The sequence below is a fragment of the Spirillospora sp. NPDC046719 genome (assembly GCF_040645715.1).
Classification (GTDB): Bacteria; Actinomycetota; Actinomycetes; order Streptosporangiales; family Streptosporangiaceae; genus Spirillospora.
The window spans coordinates 1-16,386 of the sequence record NZ_JBEYYT010000202.1; the positions used below are offsets into that span (position 1 = coordinate 1).

Annotated in this window: 16 protein-coding genes; 11 read left to right on the forward strand and 5 right to left on the reverse strand. The window is 73.4% G+C overall.

Going from position 1 to position 16,386, the window contains the following annotated elements:
* Window positions 1-150 precede the first annotated feature (150 nt).
* On the reverse strand, window positions 151-645 hold the full coding sequence (locus tag ABZ914_RS29285) for a nuclear transport factor 2 family protein (RefSeq protein ID WP_500197117.1): 495 nt from the start codon (window positions 643-645) through the stop codon (window positions 151-153).
* A gap of 26 nt (window positions 646-671) precedes the next feature.
* The gene (locus ABZ914_RS29290; protein WP_500197119.1) at window positions 672-1,547 is read right to left on the reverse strand and encodes an LLM class F420-dependent oxidoreductase; all 876 of its coding nucleotides are present in this window, start codon (window positions 1,545-1,547) and stop codon (window positions 672-674) included.
* Window positions 1,548-1,724: 177 nt separating this feature from the next.
* On the opposite strand from ABZ914_RS29290, the gene ABZ914_RS29295 reads away from it, so the two are divergent.
* Complete coding sequence (locus ABZ914_RS29295) at window positions 1,725-2,621, forward strand: IclR family transcriptional regulator (protein ID WP_190856967.1); 897 nt, start codon at window positions 1,725-1,727, stop codon at window positions 2,619-2,621.
* 19 nt (window positions 2,622-2,640) lie between these two features.
* Here the strand turns inward: ABZ914_RS29295 and ABZ914_RS29300 are convergent, their stop codons facing one another.
* Complete coding sequence (locus ABZ914_RS29300) at window positions 2,641-3,249, reverse strand: flavin reductase family protein (RefSeq protein WP_433148633.1); 609 nt, start codon at window positions 3,247-3,249, stop codon at window positions 2,641-2,643.
* A 236-nt stretch (window positions 3,250-3,485) separates the two neighbouring features.
* Here ABZ914_RS29300 and ABZ914_RS29305 point away from each other — a divergent pair, with 236 nt between their 5' ends.
* From ABZ914_RS29305 to ABZ914_RS29320, 4 genes are read left to right on the forward strand one after another with little or no spacing between them, the layout of a single operon-like run.
* Window positions 3,486-4,355, forward strand: coding sequence for an alpha/beta fold hydrolase (locus ABZ914_RS29305; RefSeq protein WP_500197121.1), 870 nt, complete (start codon window positions 3,486-3,488; stop codon window positions 4,353-4,355).
* Window positions 4,352-6,109: an FAD-binding protein gene (locus ABZ914_RS29310; protein ID WP_500197123.1), complete on the forward strand. Its 1,758-nt coding sequence runs from the start codon at window positions 4,352-4,354 to the stop codon at window positions 6,107-6,109. The genes ABZ914_RS29305 and ABZ914_RS29310 overlap by 4 nt, the downstream gene beginning before the upstream one ends.
* Complete coding sequence (locus ABZ914_RS29315; RefSeq protein WP_500197125.1) at window positions 6,106-7,131, forward strand: 2Fe-2S iron-sulfur cluster-binding protein; 1,026 nt, start codon at window positions 6,106-6,108, stop codon at window positions 7,129-7,131. The genes ABZ914_RS29310 and ABZ914_RS29315 overlap by 4 nt, the downstream gene beginning before the upstream one ends.
* 20 nt (window positions 7,132-7,151) lie before the next feature.
* On the forward strand, window positions 7,152-8,336 hold the full coding sequence (locus ABZ914_RS29320) for an acyl-CoA dehydrogenase family protein (protein WP_433148641.1): 1,185 nt from the start codon (window positions 7,152-7,154) through the stop codon (window positions 8,334-8,336).
* A 97-nt stretch (window positions 8,337-8,433) separates the two neighbouring features.
* On the opposite strand, the gene ABZ914_RS29325 is transcribed toward ABZ914_RS29320, so the two are convergent.
* Window positions 8,434-9,261: an SDR family NAD(P)-dependent oxidoreductase gene (locus ABZ914_RS29325; protein ID WP_190856973.1), complete on the reverse strand. Its 828-nt coding sequence runs from the start codon at window positions 9,259-9,261 to the stop codon at window positions 8,434-8,436.
* 146 nt (window positions 9,262-9,407) lie between these two features.
* Between ABZ914_RS29325 and ABZ914_RS29330 the strand changes: the two genes are divergently transcribed.
* The 6 genes from ABZ914_RS29330 to ABZ914_RS29355 all read left to right on the forward strand — a co-directional run bounded on the left by ABZ914_RS29330 (window position 9,408) and on the right by ABZ914_RS29355 (window position 15,671).
* Entirely contained in the window at window positions 9,408-10,313 is a 906-nt protein-coding gene (locus ABZ914_RS29330; protein WP_500197126.1) for a VOC family protein, read from the forward strand.
* Between the two features lie 4 nt (window positions 10,314-10,317).
* The gene (locus ABZ914_RS29335; RefSeq protein ID WP_500197128.1) at window positions 10,318-11,802 is read left to right on the forward strand and encodes an FAD-dependent oxidoreductase; all 1,485 of its coding nucleotides are present in this window, start codon (window positions 10,318-10,320) and stop codon (window positions 11,800-11,802) included.
* On the forward strand, window positions 11,799-12,680 hold the full coding sequence (locus tag ABZ914_RS29340; RefSeq protein WP_500197130.1) for an LLM class F420-dependent oxidoreductase: 882 nt from the start codon (window positions 11,799-11,801) through the stop codon (window positions 12,678-12,680). The genes ABZ914_RS29335 and ABZ914_RS29340 overlap by 4 nt, the downstream gene beginning before the upstream one ends.
* Entirely contained in the window at window positions 12,677-13,141 is a 465-nt protein-coding gene (locus tag ABZ914_RS29345; RefSeq protein ID WP_500197132.1) for a nuclear transport factor 2 family protein, read from the forward strand. Before ABZ914_RS29340 ends, ABZ914_RS29345 begins: the two co-directional genes overlap by 4 nt.
* Window positions 13,134-13,946, forward strand: coding sequence for an SDR family NAD(P)-dependent oxidoreductase (locus ABZ914_RS29350; RefSeq protein WP_433246014.1), 813 nt, complete (start codon window positions 13,134-13,136; stop codon window positions 13,944-13,946). Before ABZ914_RS29345 ends, ABZ914_RS29350 begins: the two co-directional genes overlap by 8 nt.
* Before the next feature lie 87 nt (window positions 13,947-14,033).
* Window positions 14,034-15,671 carry an AMP-binding protein gene (locus tag ABZ914_RS29355; RefSeq protein WP_500197134.1) on the forward strand — a complete coding sequence of 546 codons (1,638 nt, stop codon included), beginning with the start codon at window positions 14,034-14,036 and terminating at the stop codon, window positions 15,669-15,671.
* On the opposite strand, the gene ABZ914_RS29360 is transcribed toward ABZ914_RS29355, so the two are convergent.
* Window positions 15,637-16,386: oxidoreductase (locus ABZ914_RS29360; RefSeq protein ID WP_500197135.1), on the reverse strand; the 750-nt coding region annotated here is incomplete at its 5' end. The two genes, ABZ914_RS29355 and ABZ914_RS29360, sit on opposite strands and share 35 nt — an antisense overlap.

Sequence of the window (16,386 nt, forward strand, 5' to 3'; positions counted from 1 at the left end):
CGCGTCAGGATTCCTGACCGCCCCGACGCCGCCGAAGGTCCGGGCGGGCCTGATCCGGGCGCGGGGCGCCCCGGCGGGCGGGCCCGCGGTCGCCCCCGAGTCCGACCTGGGGGGCCCCCCGGGGGGGGGGCGCGCCCGGGCGGTTCCGGCTCAGGTCCGTTCGGCGTGCGGGAAGTGGGAGGCGAGCAGGTCGGGGGACTCGGGGCGGCCGTCCAGCACCCGGTTCGTCCGGTTGGTGACGCTCCAGCCGTCCGGGGTGCGGCGCAGCGTCCAGTGGTTGGCGGTGGCGCGGCGCAGCGTGAAGCCGTCCTCCTGGTGCACGATCATCAGCGTGTAGCCGACGGCGGTGGCCTCGTCGCCGGTCACGGTGACGTGCGGCGGCCCGACGAAGTGCGCGCAGCCGCCCGCGATCCACCGCCGGTGATTGCCGGAGCGGACCATCGCGTCGATCGCGGGGCGGCCGTCCATCATCAGCTCGTCCACGTCGTACACGCCGTCCTCGTCCCACAGGGCGGCGACGGCCTCGGCGCAGCCGCTGTCGACCAGCGGCCCGTAGGACAGGATCAGCCGGGTGATCTCCCGCTCGTCCTCCAGCGCGCGCAGCCGGTCTTCGAGGGCGGCGAGCCGGGACTCGACCTCGGTCACGGCGTGGTCCGTCACAGGGTGGTCCGTCACAGGGTGTCTCCAAAGGTCAGGCCGTAGGTGCCGGCGAGGTCGCGGAGGGCGGCGAGCTGCTCGCGGTAGTGCGCGGCCGACTCCGCCGCGATGCGGACGCCGGCGACGGTCGCGCCCGCCTCCCGCAGCCGGGCGAGCGCCGTGCCCGCGCCCTCCGCGTCGCCGATCGGGTCCAGCGGGCGGGACGGGCCGAGCACCACGTCGAAGCCGTCCGGGACGTCGGCCTCGGCGAGCATCTCGGCGAGCCGGGACAGCGGCAGCCCGAACGGCACCCAGCCGTCGGCGGCGAGCGCGCGGCGCAGGGAGCGGGCCGTGCGGCCGCCGATCCAGAACGGGACGTGCTCCTGGACGGCGTGCGGCTCGACGACCATGCCCGAGAAGTCGTAGTGCTCGCCGTGGTACTCCGGCACCCGCTTCCCCAGGGACGCCCGTAGCGCGGCGATGGCGTCGTCCGCGCGCGCGCCGCGTCCGGCGAACGGCGCGCCGAGCAGGTCGAACTCCTCTTCCAGGCTGCCGACGCCGAGGCCGAGCGTGAGCCGGCCGCCGCTGACCCGGTCGAGGGTGCCGTACCGCTTGGCGATCGCGAGCGGGTGGTGGTAGCCGAGCACGAGCACCTGGGTGGCGAGCCGGATCCGGGCGGTGCGGGCGGCGAGGTAGCCGAACGTGGCGAGCGGGTCCCAGTAGACGCCGCCGCGCTGCTCGGCCGCCTCGACCGGCACCGCGACGTGCTCGCTGCAGGTCAGATGGTGGTAGCCGAGCCGGTCGGCGGTCTCGGCGATCCGCCCGATCTCCTCGATGCCGGCGTCCCGCTCCCAGCCGCCGTGCCCGAGCGGCGGCTGCGCCACCACCGGCGTGACGATGCCGACATGCATCGCGTCCCCTCTCGACAGAAAAACGTTCTACTCGTGGCCCCGCCGTCGTCCGAGCTCCAGGCCGATGCCCGATGCTCCTGCGTGACCTGGCCTGACGCTACCCCTTCCGGTCCGCGCCAGGACTTGCTAGATTCCACTCAACAAGAATTCATTTCAGTCGTGTTCCCGGGAGGTGCGATGACCGAGACCATGGCCGCGCCCACGCGGCGCGATGCGCCGCCCTCGATGATCGAGCGGATGACGCTGATCCTCGACGCCTTCAACGGCCCGTCGGCCCGGCTCACGCTGGAGGACGTGGCCCGCCGCACCGGGCTGCCACGCTCCACCGCGCACCGGATCCTCGACCAGCTCGTCCGGCAGCGGTGGCTCGCCCACCACTCCTTCGGCTACGGCCTCGGCCAGCGCGCGCTCGGCCTCGGCGGCCAGGACGGCGGGCACGGCAAGATCCGCGAGGCCGCCGCGCCGTACCTGCACGAGCTGCAGGTCACCACCGGCCTCGTCGCGCACCTCGCGGTGCTGGACGGCGCCGAGGTCTTCTACCTGGACAAGCTCGGCGGGCGGCTCGCCGCCTCCGTGCCGTCCCGGGTCGGCGGCCGCGCCCCCGCGCACTCCACCGCGCTCGGCAAGGCGATGCTCGCCTGGCTGGAGCCCGAGCAGGTGGACGCGCTGCTCGGCACCGGGATCACCCGGCTGACCAGCCGCACCATCGGCGAGCTCGGCACCCTGCACCAGGAGCTGCACCGCGTCCGGCAGCGCCGCGGGCTGGCGTTCGAGCGCGGCGAGTCGTTCCCCGGCATCGCCTGCGTGGCCGTCGCGATCCGCGGCGCGGACGGCCCCGTCGCGGGGATCTCCCTGGTCGGCGACATCCACACGCCGCTGGAGAACGTCGCGCCCCTCGTCGTCACCGCCGCCCGCGAGACCTCGCAGGTGCTGTTCCCCGGCTCCGCGGCGGCGGGACGTCCCGGCGGCCGGACCCGGCGCGCGCACACCGACCGCCCCGTCCCGGAGCACACCTGGTCCGCCGCGACCATGAACCGGCTGCTCGCGGTGGACGGCCGCGGCGACTGGATGTGACCCGCTCATCCATGTGAACTCAGCCCCAGCCCCAGCGGTCGCCCTCGCCCCACGGGTCGGGGGCGAACGGCACCTCGGGCGGGTGCACGCCGAACCGGCTGCGGAAGAACAGCATCGGCCGGCGCCACACCCCGCCCGGGGCCTCGTGCACGCGGACCGACAGCACCCGGCCGATCACCACGTCGTGGTCGCCGGCCTCGTGCACGGCGTGGACGGCGGCGTGCACGTTCAGCAGGACGTCCCGGAGCTGGGGGGTGCCGTGCGGGGACAGGTCCCAGTCGAGCCCCTCGTACTTCAGGCCGCGGCTCGACCCGAACCGCGCGCACAGGTCGGCCTGCTCCTCGCCGAGGACGTTCACGCAGAACCGGCCGGCGGAGCGGATCCGGGGCCACGAGCGGCCGCGCCGGTCCGCGCAGAACAGGATCAGCGGCGGTTCGAGCGACACCGACGCGAACGACTGGCAGGCGAACCCGACGGGTTCGTCCCCGTCGAGCGCGGTCACCACGGTGACGCCGGTGGCGAACTCCGCCATCGCCCGCCGGAACTCCAGGGGGTCGGGGGAGTCCGCGGGCTCCGCCGGCCCGGTGTTCCCTGCTGCTTCTGCGGTGAGCGCTGGCTCTGCTGGCATGAAGTCACCTCGCGGCTCTCGGACGCTGTCGCCGGTCTCGATGCACCGGAACGTAGGCACGCGCGGCGCCGCGCGCGCCCCCTGATCCCAATGAGTGGAAGCCCGCGCCCGGCGAGCCGTCAAGAGGGCCCCCGGGCGGCCCCTCCGGCGAACGTCCCGCTGATCGGGAATCCACTGGACGGTCCTGACCAAACGCCCGTTAGGTTTCCGGCAAGCCACCCAGAAGGACTGAGAACATGCCCACGGAGCTGACCTACGAGTCGACATTGCGCGAACTCGCCACGGACCAGGGCGTCCTGCGCTATCACGAGGCGGGCGACGGCCCGCCGCTGCTGATGCTGCACGGCTCGGGCCCCGGCGTGACGGGCTGGCGCAACTTCCGCGGCAACCTGGCGCGGTTCGCCGAGCACTTCCGCTGCCTGGTGCTGGAGTTCCCCGGGTTCGGCGTGAGCGACCCGACCGACGAGCACCCGATGGCCGCCGCGTCCGGCGCCGCGATCCGCTTCCTGGACGGCCTCGGCCTCGAGCAGGTCGACGTGATCGGCAACTCGATGGGCGGCATCGTCGGCACCCAGATGGCCCTCGCGCACCCCGAGCGGGTGCGGCGCCTGGTCACCATCGGCGGGATCGGCCGCAACATCTTCAGCCCCGGCCCCGGCGAGGGCATCAAGCTGCTGATGGAGTTCACGGACAACCCGACCCGCGAGGGCCTCGTCCGGTGGCTGCACTCGATGGTCTTCAACCCGGGAATCGTGACCGAGGAGCTGATCGAGGAGCGCTGGCAGCAGGCCACCGACCCCGACACCCTCGCCGCCGCGCGGCGCATGTACTCCACGGCGGCGATGACCGCGAACTTCAAGATGCAGGCCCGCTCGCCCGAGCCGCCCTACTGGGCGATGCTCCACCGGCTCAAGGCCGAGACCCTCATCACCTGGGGGCGCGACGACCGGGTCAGCCCCGTCGACATGATGCTCGTCCCGATGCGGACGATCCCGAACGTGCAGGTCAACATCTTCCCGAACTGCGGGCACTGGGTGATGATCGAGCAGAAGGCCGCCTGGGAGAGCGCGGTGCTGGCCTTCCTGACCCGTAAGGACGAGGCATGAGCGCCGGCGAACCGGGGGGCGCGGGGGGTCGTCCCCCCTCGGACGGGCAGGGCATGAGCGCCGGCGAGGGTGCGGCCTGGGACGGGGAGTACGACCTCGTCATCGTCGGCAGCGGCGGGGGCGGCATGGCCGCCGCGCTCACCGCGCACGACGCCGGGCTGAAGCCGCTGATCATCGAGAAGGGCAAGAAGTTCGGCGGGTCCACCGCGCTGTCCGGCGGCGGCATCTGGATCCCGAACAACCCGACGCTGAAGGCGCGCGGGCACGACGACAGCCGCGAGTCGATCCGCCGCTACCTCGACCTGCTCACCCAGGGGAAGGTTCCCGCGGCCCGGCTCGACGCCTACGTCGACAACGGCCCCGCCGCCATGGAGCTCATCTGCCGCAGCAAGTGGATGAAGTTCTTCTGGACGAAGGGCTACGCCGACTACCACCCCGAGCTGGAGGGCGGGCGGCCGCTCGGCCGGTCCATCGAGGCCAAGCCGTTCGACACCCGCAAGCTCGGCGAGGACGAGCAGTACCAGCGGCCCAACAACATGAAGGGCCCGCTCGGGCTCTGGGTGACCGCGAAGGACTACCACGACCTCGCGATGGCCAAGCGGACGTGGGCGGGCCGCCGCGCGTCGCTGGTCGCGGCGTGGCGCGTGTCGTCCAACATGGTCCGGCGCCGGCACATGGCGACCGGCGGGCGCGCGCTCGTCGCGCGGCTGCGGATGGCGCTGAAGGACGCCGGGATCCCGCTGTGGCTGAAGACGGCGATGACCGAGCTGGTCACCGACGGCGACGGCCGCGTGATCGGGGTCGTCGCGCAGACCCGCGACGGGAAGACGCTGCGGATCCGCGGCACCAAGGGCGTGCTCCTGGCGACCGGCGGGTTCGACCACAACCAGGAGATGCGGGACAAGTACCTGCCCAAGGGCGGCCAAGAGGACTTCGCCATGGGCGCCCGCGAGAACACCGGCGACGGCATCCGGCTCGGCGAGGACCTCGGCGCCGCGATCGACCTGATGGACGACGCGTGGTGGATGCCGGCCGTCCGGCACCCGCTCGGCGCGGTGATCCCGCTGGTGTCCGAGCGCGCCATCCCCCGGCAGGTCATCGTGAACGCGGAGGGCAGGCGGTTCACCAACGAGGCCGCCCCGTACGTCAACTTCGTCCACGACCAGCTGGAGGGCGGGCACGTCCCCGCCTTCTTCGTGATGGACGCCAAGGCCCGCGCCCGCTACCCGTTCGCGCAGATCCTGCCGGGCGCGCCGATCCCGAAGGCGTTCTACGACAAGGGCATCGCGTTCAAGGCGGACTCGCTGAAGGAGCTGGCGGAGAAGATCGGCGTCCCGGCGGACGCGCTGGAGGAGACGGTCCGGACGTTCAACGGGTACGCCCGCGACGGCAAGGACCCCGACTTCGGCCGCGGCGACTCCGCCTACGACCACTACTACGGCGACCCGAACCTGAAGAACCCGAACCTCGACCCGCTGGAGACCGCGCCGTACTACGCGTTCCGGCTGGAGGTCGGCGACCTCGGGACCAAGGGCGGCCTCGTCTCCGACGAGCACGCCCGCGTCCTGCGCGAGGACGGTTCGGTGATCGACGGCCTCTACGTCACGGGCAACTCGTCGGCGTCGGTGATGGGCAACGAGTACGCCGGCCCCGGCGCGACCATCGGCCCGTCCATCGTGTTCGGCTACATCGCGGCACGGCACGCCGCCGGCCTCGGCACGGCGGGCGGGGACAAGGCGTCGGGACGGGCATGACCGCATCGCTCAAGGCGCGCGTCGTCGAGGTCGTCCGGGAGACGCCCGACGCGAACTCGCTCGTCCTGGAACCGGCGGAGGGCGAGGAGGGCCGGTTCGCCTACCGGCCCGGCCAGTTCCTCACGGTCCGGGTGCCCGCCGGGGACGGCTGGGTCGCGCGCTCGTACTCGCTGTGCAGCTCGCCGGTCTGCGACGAGCGGCTCAAAGTGACGGTGAAGCGCGTCGCCGAGGGGATCGGGTCCAACTGGATCTGCGACAACGTCGCCGCGGGCGACGTGCTGGAGGTGCTGCGGCCCGCCGGCGCGTTCACCCCCCACTCCCTGGACGAGGACCTGCTGCTCGTCGCGGGCGGCAGCGGCATCACCCCGGTGATGTCGATCCTCAAGTCGGTCCTGGCGGGCGGCACCGGCACCGTCACGCTGCTGTACGCCAACCGCGACGAACGCTCGGTGATCTTCGCGGAGGAGCTGCGCGCCCTCACCGAGGAGCACGGCGAGCGGCTGACGGTCGTGCACTGGCTGGAGTCGGTGCAGGGCCTGCCGACGCCCGCCGCGTTCCACGCGCTCGCCCGGCACTTCACCGGCCGGGAGGCGTTCGTGTGCGGGCCGGGCGTGTTCATGGACATGGCGGAGGCGGCGCTGACCGGCCTCGGCATGCGGGTGAACGTCGAGCGCTTCTTCTCGCTCACCGGCGACCCCTTCGAGGAGCCGGACGAGGAGCCGCCGACCGAGGCCGACGAGGCCGGCGTCGCCGAGATCGAGGTGGAGATCGACGGCGAGACGCAGACGGTGCCCTGGCCGAAGTCGCAACTGCTGCTGGACGCGCTGCTGCGCGCCGGGGTCGACGCCCCGTTCTCGTGCCGGGAGGGCAACTGCTCGGCCTGCGCCTGCGTGGCCCTGGAAGGGGAGGTCGCGCTCGACGCCAACTCGGTCCTCGACGAGCAGGATCTCGCCGACGGCCTCATCCTCGCCTGCCAGGCGAGGCCGGTCAGCGACCGGCTCAGGATCAGCTACGACGGCTGACGGACACATCGGAGGACTTGATGACGAACCCCGTGCTCGACGCGATGATGGAGCGGGCCGAGGAGATCCGCGCGCTCGGCCCCGCGAACGAGTCGCTCGGCCGGCTCGACGACCAGGCCGCGAAGGCGCTGCGCGACGCCGGTGTGATCCGCCAGCTGCAGCCGCGCGCGCACGGCGGGCTGGAGGTGCACCCCCGCGAGTTCGCCGAGACGGTGATGGGGATCGCCTCCCTCGACGGCTCGACGGGCTGGGTCGCCGGGATCGTCGGCGTCCACCCGTGGGAGATGGCCTACGCCGACCCGAAGGTCCGCGAGGAGATCTGGGGCCAGGACCCCGACACGTGGATCGCGTCCCCGTACGCGCCGATGGGCATCGCCCGGCCGGTCGACGGCGGTTACGTCTTCAACGGCCGCTGGCAGTTCTCGTCCGGCACCGACCACTGCGACTGGATCTTCCTCGGCGGGATGCTCGGCGACGAGGACGGCAAGATGGCGCAGCCGCCGCGGTCGCTGCACCTGATCCTGCCGCGCTCGGACTACGAGATCGTCGCCGACTCCTGGGACGTCGCGGGGCTGAAGGGCACCGGCAGCAAGGACATCATCGTCAAGGACGCGTTCGTCCCGTCGTACCGGACGCTCTGGTACGACAAGGTCGTGGACGGGTCGGCGCCGCGCGAGGCGGGGCTGACCAACCCCGCCTACCTGATGCCGTTCTCCTGCGTGTTCCCGCTCGGCATCACCGCCGCCGTGATCGGCATCGCCGAGGGCGCGCTGCACCACCACCTGGCCTACCAGCGCAACCGCGTCCAGATCACCGGCACGAAGATCAAGGACGACCCGTACGTGCTGTACGCGATCAGCGAGGCCGCCGAGGAGATCAAGGCGTCCCGGACCGCGCTGCTGGACAACTGCTCGCGGATGTACGACCGGGTCGCGGCCGGCGAGGAGATCAGCTTCGCCGACCGGGCGGCGGGCCGCCGCACGCAGGTCCGCGCCGCGTGGCGCGCGGTGCACGCGATGAACGAGATCGTCGTGCGGTCCGGCGGCAACGCGATGCGCACCGACAACCCGATCCAGCGGTTCTGGCGGGACGCGCACGTCGGCCTCGCGCACGCCATCCACGTCCCGGGCTCGGTGTACCACGTCTCCGCGCTGACCGACCTGGACATCGAGCCCCCGCAGGGCCCGATGCGCTCCATGATCTGACGTGCGCCCGCGGCGGGCCGCCGTCATGGCGGCGACCCGCCGCACGTCAGCGCAGCAGTCCGGTCAGCGACGCAGTTCGGTCAACGCAGCAGACCGGTCAACGAAGCAGGCCGCGGTCGGCGACGAGCTTCGGGGTCCAGATCACCCGGCCGAGGAACGCGTCCGCGTCCGGCGCGGTGACGAGCCAGACGACGGCGGCGGCGGGCGCCTCCTCCGGCGTCGGCTCGAACCCCTCGTCCTGCAGCGTGGTGAGGCCGCCGCGCGCCGCGCCCGCGTCGGTGACCACGAAGCCGGGGTCGAGGTTGAACGCGCGGATCCCGCGGCCGAGGTACTCGGCGTTGACCGCGCCCGCGAGCCGGCCGAACGCCGCCTTGGACGCCGCGTACGCCACGCCCCAGCCGCCCTCGCCGGGCGGCCCCGGCGGGTCGCTGGTCGCCGAGCCGGAGCACAGGTTCACGATCGTCCCGCCGCCCCGTTCGAGCATCGCCGGCAGCACCGCCTGGATCAGCGCGATCTGGTTCAGGTAGTTGCCGGCCATGACGCGCTCCGCGACGCCGACGTCCAGGTCGAGGAACCGCTCGTGGGTGCCCGCGAGGTGCGCCACCGCGTTGTTGACCAGCACGTCCACGCGGCCCCAGGCGTCCAGGACCGCCGCGGCGGCCGCCGTCACGCTCGCCCGGTCCAGCAGGTCCATCGGGACGGGCAGCGCCCGCGCGCCGAGCGCCTCGATCTCCGCGCGCGTCCGCGCCAGGCTGCCCGGCACCGGGATCGCGTCGGCGTGCCCGTAGCGCGGCGGGATCCGCCCTTCCCCCTCCTCGACGGTCCGCGCGGTGAACGCGACGTCGTACCCGGCGCCCGCGAGCGCCAGCGCCGTCCGCCGCCCGATTCCTCGGCTGGCCCCCGTGACGAGCGCGACCTTCGCCATCCGACCTCCTCGTTGAGTCACGCCGAAAGACTCTCACTGAGCGGGAAGGCCGCCGCGACGCGGCGGCGGATTTGGCAGGTTGACGGGAACGGCCGCCGCGCCTGCCGTGGCGCCGTACGGGCCGCGACACGAAGGGACCGAGGACAGTGACGCACATCCGAGGGCTGGGCTATCTGAAGGTCCAGACCCAGTACATCGACCGCTGGCGCGAGTTCGCCCTCGAAGGGCTCGGGTTCGCCGAGGGCAGCGGCCCCGACCCGGACGGCCTGTACCTGCGCATGGACGAGCGCCGGTCGCGGCTTCAGCTGGTGCCCGGCGACACCGACAAGGTGCTGGCCGTCGGCTGGGAGGTCCGCGACCAGTACGCGCTCGCCGCCGTCCGCGAGGCCGTCGAGAAGTCCGGCACCGCGGTGACGGTGCTGACCGCGAAGGAGTCCGCCGAGCGCGACGCCGAGGAGGTCATCGCGTTCACCGACCCCGGCGGCACACCCGTCGAGGTGTTCTTCGGCCCGGTCCTGGACCACAGCCCGCTGCGCACCGGGTTCGCGCAGAAGTTCGTCACCGGCGCGATGGGCATGGGCCACGTGGTGCTGCCCACCCCGAACTTCGCCGAGACCGTCACGTTCTACAACGAGGTGCTCGGTTTCCTGCCGCGCGGCGCGATGAAGGTCGGCGGCCCCGTGCGGATCCGCTTCATGGGCGTCAACCAGCGCCACCACAGCGCCGCGATCTGCCCCGCCCCGCACGACGGCGCCCCCGGCCTGGTGCACCTGATGGTGGAGGTCGACACCCTCGACGCGGTCGGCATGGCGCTCGACGCGGTGAAGGAGCGTGGCTTCTCGATCTCCTCCACGCTCGGCCGCCACACCAACGACAAGATGGTGTCGTTCTACGTGCGCGCCCCCGGCGGCTGGGACGTCGAGTACGGCTGCGAGGGCATGCTCGTCGACGAGACGTACTACACCGCCGAGGAGATCACCAAGGACAGCTACTGGGGCCACGACTGGTCGGGGTCCGAGCCGCTGGCCGCCTTCGCCCCCCAGGGGAAGTGAGCCGGTGACGCCACGGTCCTCGGTCGAGCCGGTCCCGGCCGGCGAGATCGGCGCGTTCGACCACGAGTGCGACGTGCTCGTGGTCGGGTTCGGCTGCGCGGGCGCGGCGGCGGCCTTCGAGGCGGCCCGCGCCGGCGCGGACGTCCTGGTCCTGGAGCGGGCGAGCGGGCCCGGCGGGTCGTCGGCGCAGTCCGGCGGCGAGCTGTACCTCGGCGGCGGCACCGAGGTGCAGAAGGCCTGCGGCTTCGACGACGACCCCGACAACATGTACGCCTACCTGGTGAAGGCGCTCGGCCCGAACGCCGACACCGCGAAGATCCGGCTGTACTGCGACGGGAGCGTCGAGCACTTCGAGTGGTTCCGCGAGTGCGGCGTCACGTTCAACCCCAGCTTCTACGACGCGCCGACGTGGATGCCGATGTCGGAGGACGGGCTGATGTGGCTGGGCGAGAACGCCTGGCCGTACAACACGGTCGCGCGGCCCGTCCCGCGCGGGCACCGTCCGGCGGCGAGCGGGTTCGGCGGCGCCGTGCTGATGGAGAAGCTGTCGGCGGCGGCGACCGCCGCCGGTGCGGTCACCCACGTCGACACCGTGGCGTCCAACCTCGTCCTGGACGGGGACGGGCGCGTCGCCGGGCTCGTCGCGCGCAAGTACGGCGAGCGGGTCACCTACCGGGCGAGGCGCGCGGTGGTGCTCACCACCGGCGGGTTCGTCGACAACGAGGAGATGCTGGCCGACCACGCCCCGGTGCTGCTCGGGCACGGCAAGGTCAGCGACGGCCTCGACGACGGGTCCGGTATCCGGATGGCGGCGGCGGCCGGCGCCGCGACCCGGCGGATGGGCGTGGTCGAGATCGCGCTGACCGCGCTGCCCGCGATGGTGTGCCGCGGCATGCTCGTGGACGGCCTCGGCCGCCGGTTCCTCAACGAGGACGTCTACCCGGGCCACTGGAGCGTCCACGCGGTCCGCGACCAGCCCGGCCCCTACTGGACGATCATCGACGAGGAGGGGTACGAGTCCGTCCCCGAGGCGGACCGGTGGGGCGTCCTGCCGAAGTACGCCGCCGAGACCCTCGCCGAGCTGGAGGAGTCGCTCGGCATGCCGCCCGGCGCGCTGGAGGCGACGGTCGAGACGTACAACCGGCACGCCGCGAAGGGCGAGGACCCCTACTTCCACAAGGACCCGAAGTGGCTGCGGCCGCTGAAGCCCCCGTTCGCGGCGATCGACCCCGGCGCGGGCTTCTTCGGCGGCACCGGCGGGCCGGCGAGCGGCGCGTCCGGGTTCACGCTCGGCGGGCTGCACACGACCATCGACGGCGAGGTCCTGAACAACTCGGGCGTTCCGGTGCCCGGCCTGTACGCGGCGGGCCGCGCCGCGTCCGGGATGCACGGCGAGGGGTACGTCAGCGGGACGTCCCTGGGCGACGGCACGTTCTTCGGCCGCCGCGCCGGGCGCGCCGCCGCCGCGACGAACGAGGAGAGCGCATGAAGTACGCCGTCCTGCTGCCGGTCGCGGCGGGCGTGACCGCCGATCCCGAGTGGATCGGGGAGTACGTCCGGCACGCCGAGGACTGCGGTTACGAGTCCGTCGGCGCGGTCGAGCACGCGGTGGTGGCGAGCGGCTACTCCTCCGTCTACCCCTACGACAGCTCCGGGAGGATGGAGCTGGCGGACGACCTGGACATCCCCGACCCGCTGGACCTGCTGGCGTTCCTCGCCGGGCGGACCAGCCGGATCGGGCTGGCGACGGGCGTGCTCGTCCTGCCGAACCACCATCCGGTGATGCTCGCGAAGCGGCTCGCGACGGTCGACGCGCTGTCCGGCGGGCGGCTGCGGCTGGTCGTCGGCATGGGCTGGATGCGCGAGGAGATCGAGGCGTGCGGCGCCGACTTCGACTCGCGCGGCCGCCGCGGCGACGAGCAGCTCCAGGTGCTGCGCAAGCTGTGGGCGGAGACGGGGCCGGAGGGCGCGTCGCACGACGGCGAGTTCTTCCGGTTCAAGGGGGCGATGAGCTACCCGAAGCCGGTGCAGAAGGGCGGCGTGCCGATCCACGTCGGCGGCCACACGAAGGCGGCGGCGAGGCGCGCCGGCCGGTACGGCGACGGTCTCCAGCCGCTCGGCGTCGCCGGCGACGAGCTGCGCGGTCTCGTCGCGCTGATGCGCGAGGAGGCGGAGAGGAACGGCCGCGACCCGGACGCGCTGGAGCTCACGCTCGGCCATTCGCTGTCGGCGGTCACGCCGGAGAAGGCGGAGAAGCTGGCGGCCCTCGGCGCCGGGCGGCTCGTCCTGCGCGGGAACGTGACAACGGACCTGGACGAGGCGAAGGACGAGCTGTCGGCGTGCGCGCAGCGGCTCGGGCTGTCATGACGCTGCCGGCCGGCGACCGGGTCGAGCTCCTCGACCTGGTCGCCCGCTACGCCCTGTACGCCGACCGCCGCGAGATCGACGCGATGGCGGGGCTGTTCACCGCCGACGCGGTGCTCGTCCTGCCGTCCGCCCCCGACGTGCTCGACCCGGTCCGCACCTTCACCGGGCGCGCGGAGATCGCCGCGACGCTCGCGGCGCTGGACGGCATCCCGGTCACGTTCCACGCCCTCGTCGGCCAGGTGTTCGACGCCGGGCCCGGACCCGGCACCGCCACCGGGGAGATCGCCTGCGTCGCGCACCACCTGACCGAACGCGACGACGGCAGGACGTCCGACCTGGTGTGGAACTGCCGCTACACCGACGCGTACCGGCACGACGGCGGGACGTGGCGGATCGCCCGCCGCGAGCAGCGCATCGACTCGATCGAGACCCGGCCCGTCCGGAGGCGCCGCGATGCCTGACGGCACCCGGATCAGCGTGGTCACCGGCGGCGCGCTCGGCATCGGGGGAGCGGTCTCCCGCCGCCTCGCCGCCGGCGGCGACCTCGTCGTCCTCAACGACATCGACGCGGACGCCGCCGAGCGCGCGCGGCGCGACATCGAGGCGGCCGGCGGCCGGTGCGTCACCGTGATCGGCGACATCGTCGAGGACGCCACGGTCGCGGAGGTGACGGCCGCGGCGCTGGCGCACGGGCGCGTGGACGTGCTGGTCAACAACGTCGGCGACTTCCGGCCGGCCGCCCCGTCCTTCCAGGACAGCACGCCGGAGCAGTGGCAGCGGCTCTACGAGCTGAACCTGCTGCACGTCTTCAAGCTCACCCACGCGCTGCTGCCCGCGATGATCGAGCGGGGGGCGGGGAGCATCGTCAACAACTCGACCGTCGAGGCGTTCCGCGGCATCCCGCAGCACCCGGTGTACTCGGCGTTCAACGCGGGCGTCTCGGCGTTCACCCGCAGCCTCGCCGTCGCGGTCGGCCGGCACGGCGTCCGCGTCAACGCGATCGCGCCCGACCTCGCCAACACCGAGCAGACCCCGGTCGCGTGGATGCGGCGCGGCTACGACGAGGGCCTGGAGCACACCTGGGTGCCGCTCGCCCGGTTCGGCGAGCCGGACGACTACGCGGCGGTCGTCGCGTTCCTCGCCTCCGACGACGCCCGCTTCGTCACCGGCCACACGGTCCCCGTCGACGGCGGCACGCTCGCCGCGTCCGGCTGGTTCGTCCGCGCCGACGACCAGGGCTGGACGAACCGCCCCCACCGCGCCTGACCCTTCGGGCGGTACGGGTCCCGGTGAGTGGGACGGGGAGCGAGGGCGGGGCCCGGGGTGGTCGAGCTTGGGGAGCGGGAGGGACAGATGGCAGAGGTGCTGGGGGACGACCGGCCGCCCGAGGCGATCACGTTCGCCGAGCTGGTCGCCGCGCGCGCGGACGACGACCGGACGGGCCTGTGGTTCGAGGACCGCTCGTGGACGTGGCGCGAGGTCGTCGCGGAGGCCCGGCTCCGCGCCGGACTCGCGGCGGGCGACGGGGGCGGCGGGCGCGCCGCCGGACGGGACAGGCCGTGGCATGTCGGGCTGTTCCTGGAGAACGGGCCCGAGCACCTGTTCTGGCTGCTCGGCGCGGCTCTCGCGGGCGTCCCGGTGGTCGAGCTGAACCCGACGCGGCGCGGCACCGAGCTGGCCCGCGACATCACGCACACCGACTGCGCGCTGCTGGTCACCGAGACGTCCCGGGCCCCGCTGATCGAGGGCCTCGTCCCGGACCTGCCGGTGCTGACCGTGGACGGCGGCGCCTACGCCGAGGCGCTCGCCGCCGCCCGTCCCGCCCCGATCGGGCCGGTCGCCCCGCAGACGATCTTCTCGCTGGTGTTCACGTCCGGGACGACGTCCGCGCCGAAGGCGGTCGTCTGCACGCAGGGCCGGCTCGGCCGGATCGCGGTCCAGCAGCGCGACCGGCGCAGGCTCACCCGCGACGACGTGTTCTACGTCGTGATGCCGATGTTCCACTCCAACGCGCTGATGGCCGGGATCGCCCCGGCGGTCGCGACCGGCGGGTGCGTGGCGCTGCGCCGCAGGTTCTCCGCGTCGGGGTTCCTGCCGGACGTCCGCCGCTACGGCGTCACGTTCTTCAACTACGTCGGCAAGCCGCTGAACTACATCCTCGCCGTCCCCGAGAAGCCGGACGACGCGGACAACCCGCTGCGGATCGCGTTCGGCAACGAGGCGGCGCAGCGCGACATCGAGGAGTTCGCGCGCCGCTTCGGCTGCACCGTCATCGACTCCTACGGGTCGAGCGAGGGCGAGATCCGGCTCACCCGCGTCCCGGGCACGCCGCCCGGCTCGTTGGGCGTCGCGGAGGCGGGCACCGTGGTGATGGACCCGGACACGCTGCGCGAATGCCCGCCCGCGAAGTTCGGCCCGCACGGCGAGCTGCTGAACGCCGACGAGGCGATCGGCGAGATCGTCGACATGAAGGGCGCCGGCAAGTTCGAGGGCTACTACAACAACCCCGAGGCGACGGCGAAGCGCGTCCGCAACGGCTGGACCTGGTCGGGCGACCTCGCCTACCGCGACGCCGACGGCTACTGGTACTTCGCCGGCCGCGACAGCGACTGGCTCCGGGTGGACGGCGAGAACTTCGCCGCCGCGCCCGTCGAGCGGCTGCTCGCCCGGTTCGACGCGTTCGCGGACGTCGCCGTCTACGCGGTGCCGGACGAGCACGTGGGCGACCAGGTGATGGCGGCGGTCGCGATGGCGCCGGGGCGCGCGTTCGCCCCCGGCGCCTTCGCCGCGTTCCTGGCCGCCCAGCCCGACCTCGGGACGAAGTGGGCGCCGCGCTACGTCCGGATCGTCGCGGAGCTCCCGCGCACCCCGACGAACAAGGTGATCAAGCGTGCGCTGCGGGACGAGGCGTGGGACACCGCCGACCCCGTCTACGAGCGCCGCGACGGCTCCTACGTCAGGCGGTCTCCGGGTAGTCCGCGCCGAGGGTGACGTCGCGCCAGTTCTCGAACTCCGTGCGGAGCCGGTCGAGGCGCGCGTTGGCGACGTCGAACGCGACCCGGCCGAGGAGCAGCCGCAGCGGCGGCTCGTCCGCCTCGACCGCGCCGATGATCGCCCGCGCGGCGCGCACCGGGTCGCCCGGCTGGCTGCCGTAGGTCGCGAGGGTGGAGGTCCGGCGCGCCCCGGCGGTGCCGGCGTAGTCGTCGATCGAGACGGACGACTGCTTCATCGACGGTCCCGACCAGTTCGTCCGGAAGGCCCCCGGTTCGACGATCGTGACGTGGATGCCGAGCGGCCCGACCTCGGCGGCGAGGGACTCCGAGAGCCCCTCGACGGCGAACTTCGTCGCGTGGTAGTAGCCGGTCGCGCCGAACGCGGCGAGCCCGCCGAGCGAGGACACGTTGACGATGTTGCCGGAGCGGCGCGCGCGCATCCCGGGCAGGACGGCCTTGGTGACGTCCGCGAGCCCGAAGACGTTCGTGTCGAACAGCGCGCGGACCTCGGCGTCCTCGCCCTCCTCGACGGCGGCGAGGTAGCCGTACCCGGCGTTGTTGACGAGGACGTCGATGCGGCCGAACGCGTCCTCCGCGCGCTTGACCGCGGCGGCGATCTGCTCCTTGTCGGTGACGTCGAGGGGGAGCGCGAGCGCGCGGTCCCCGTGGCCCTCGACGATGTCGGCCAGGGGCCCCCGGGCGCGGGGCGGGGC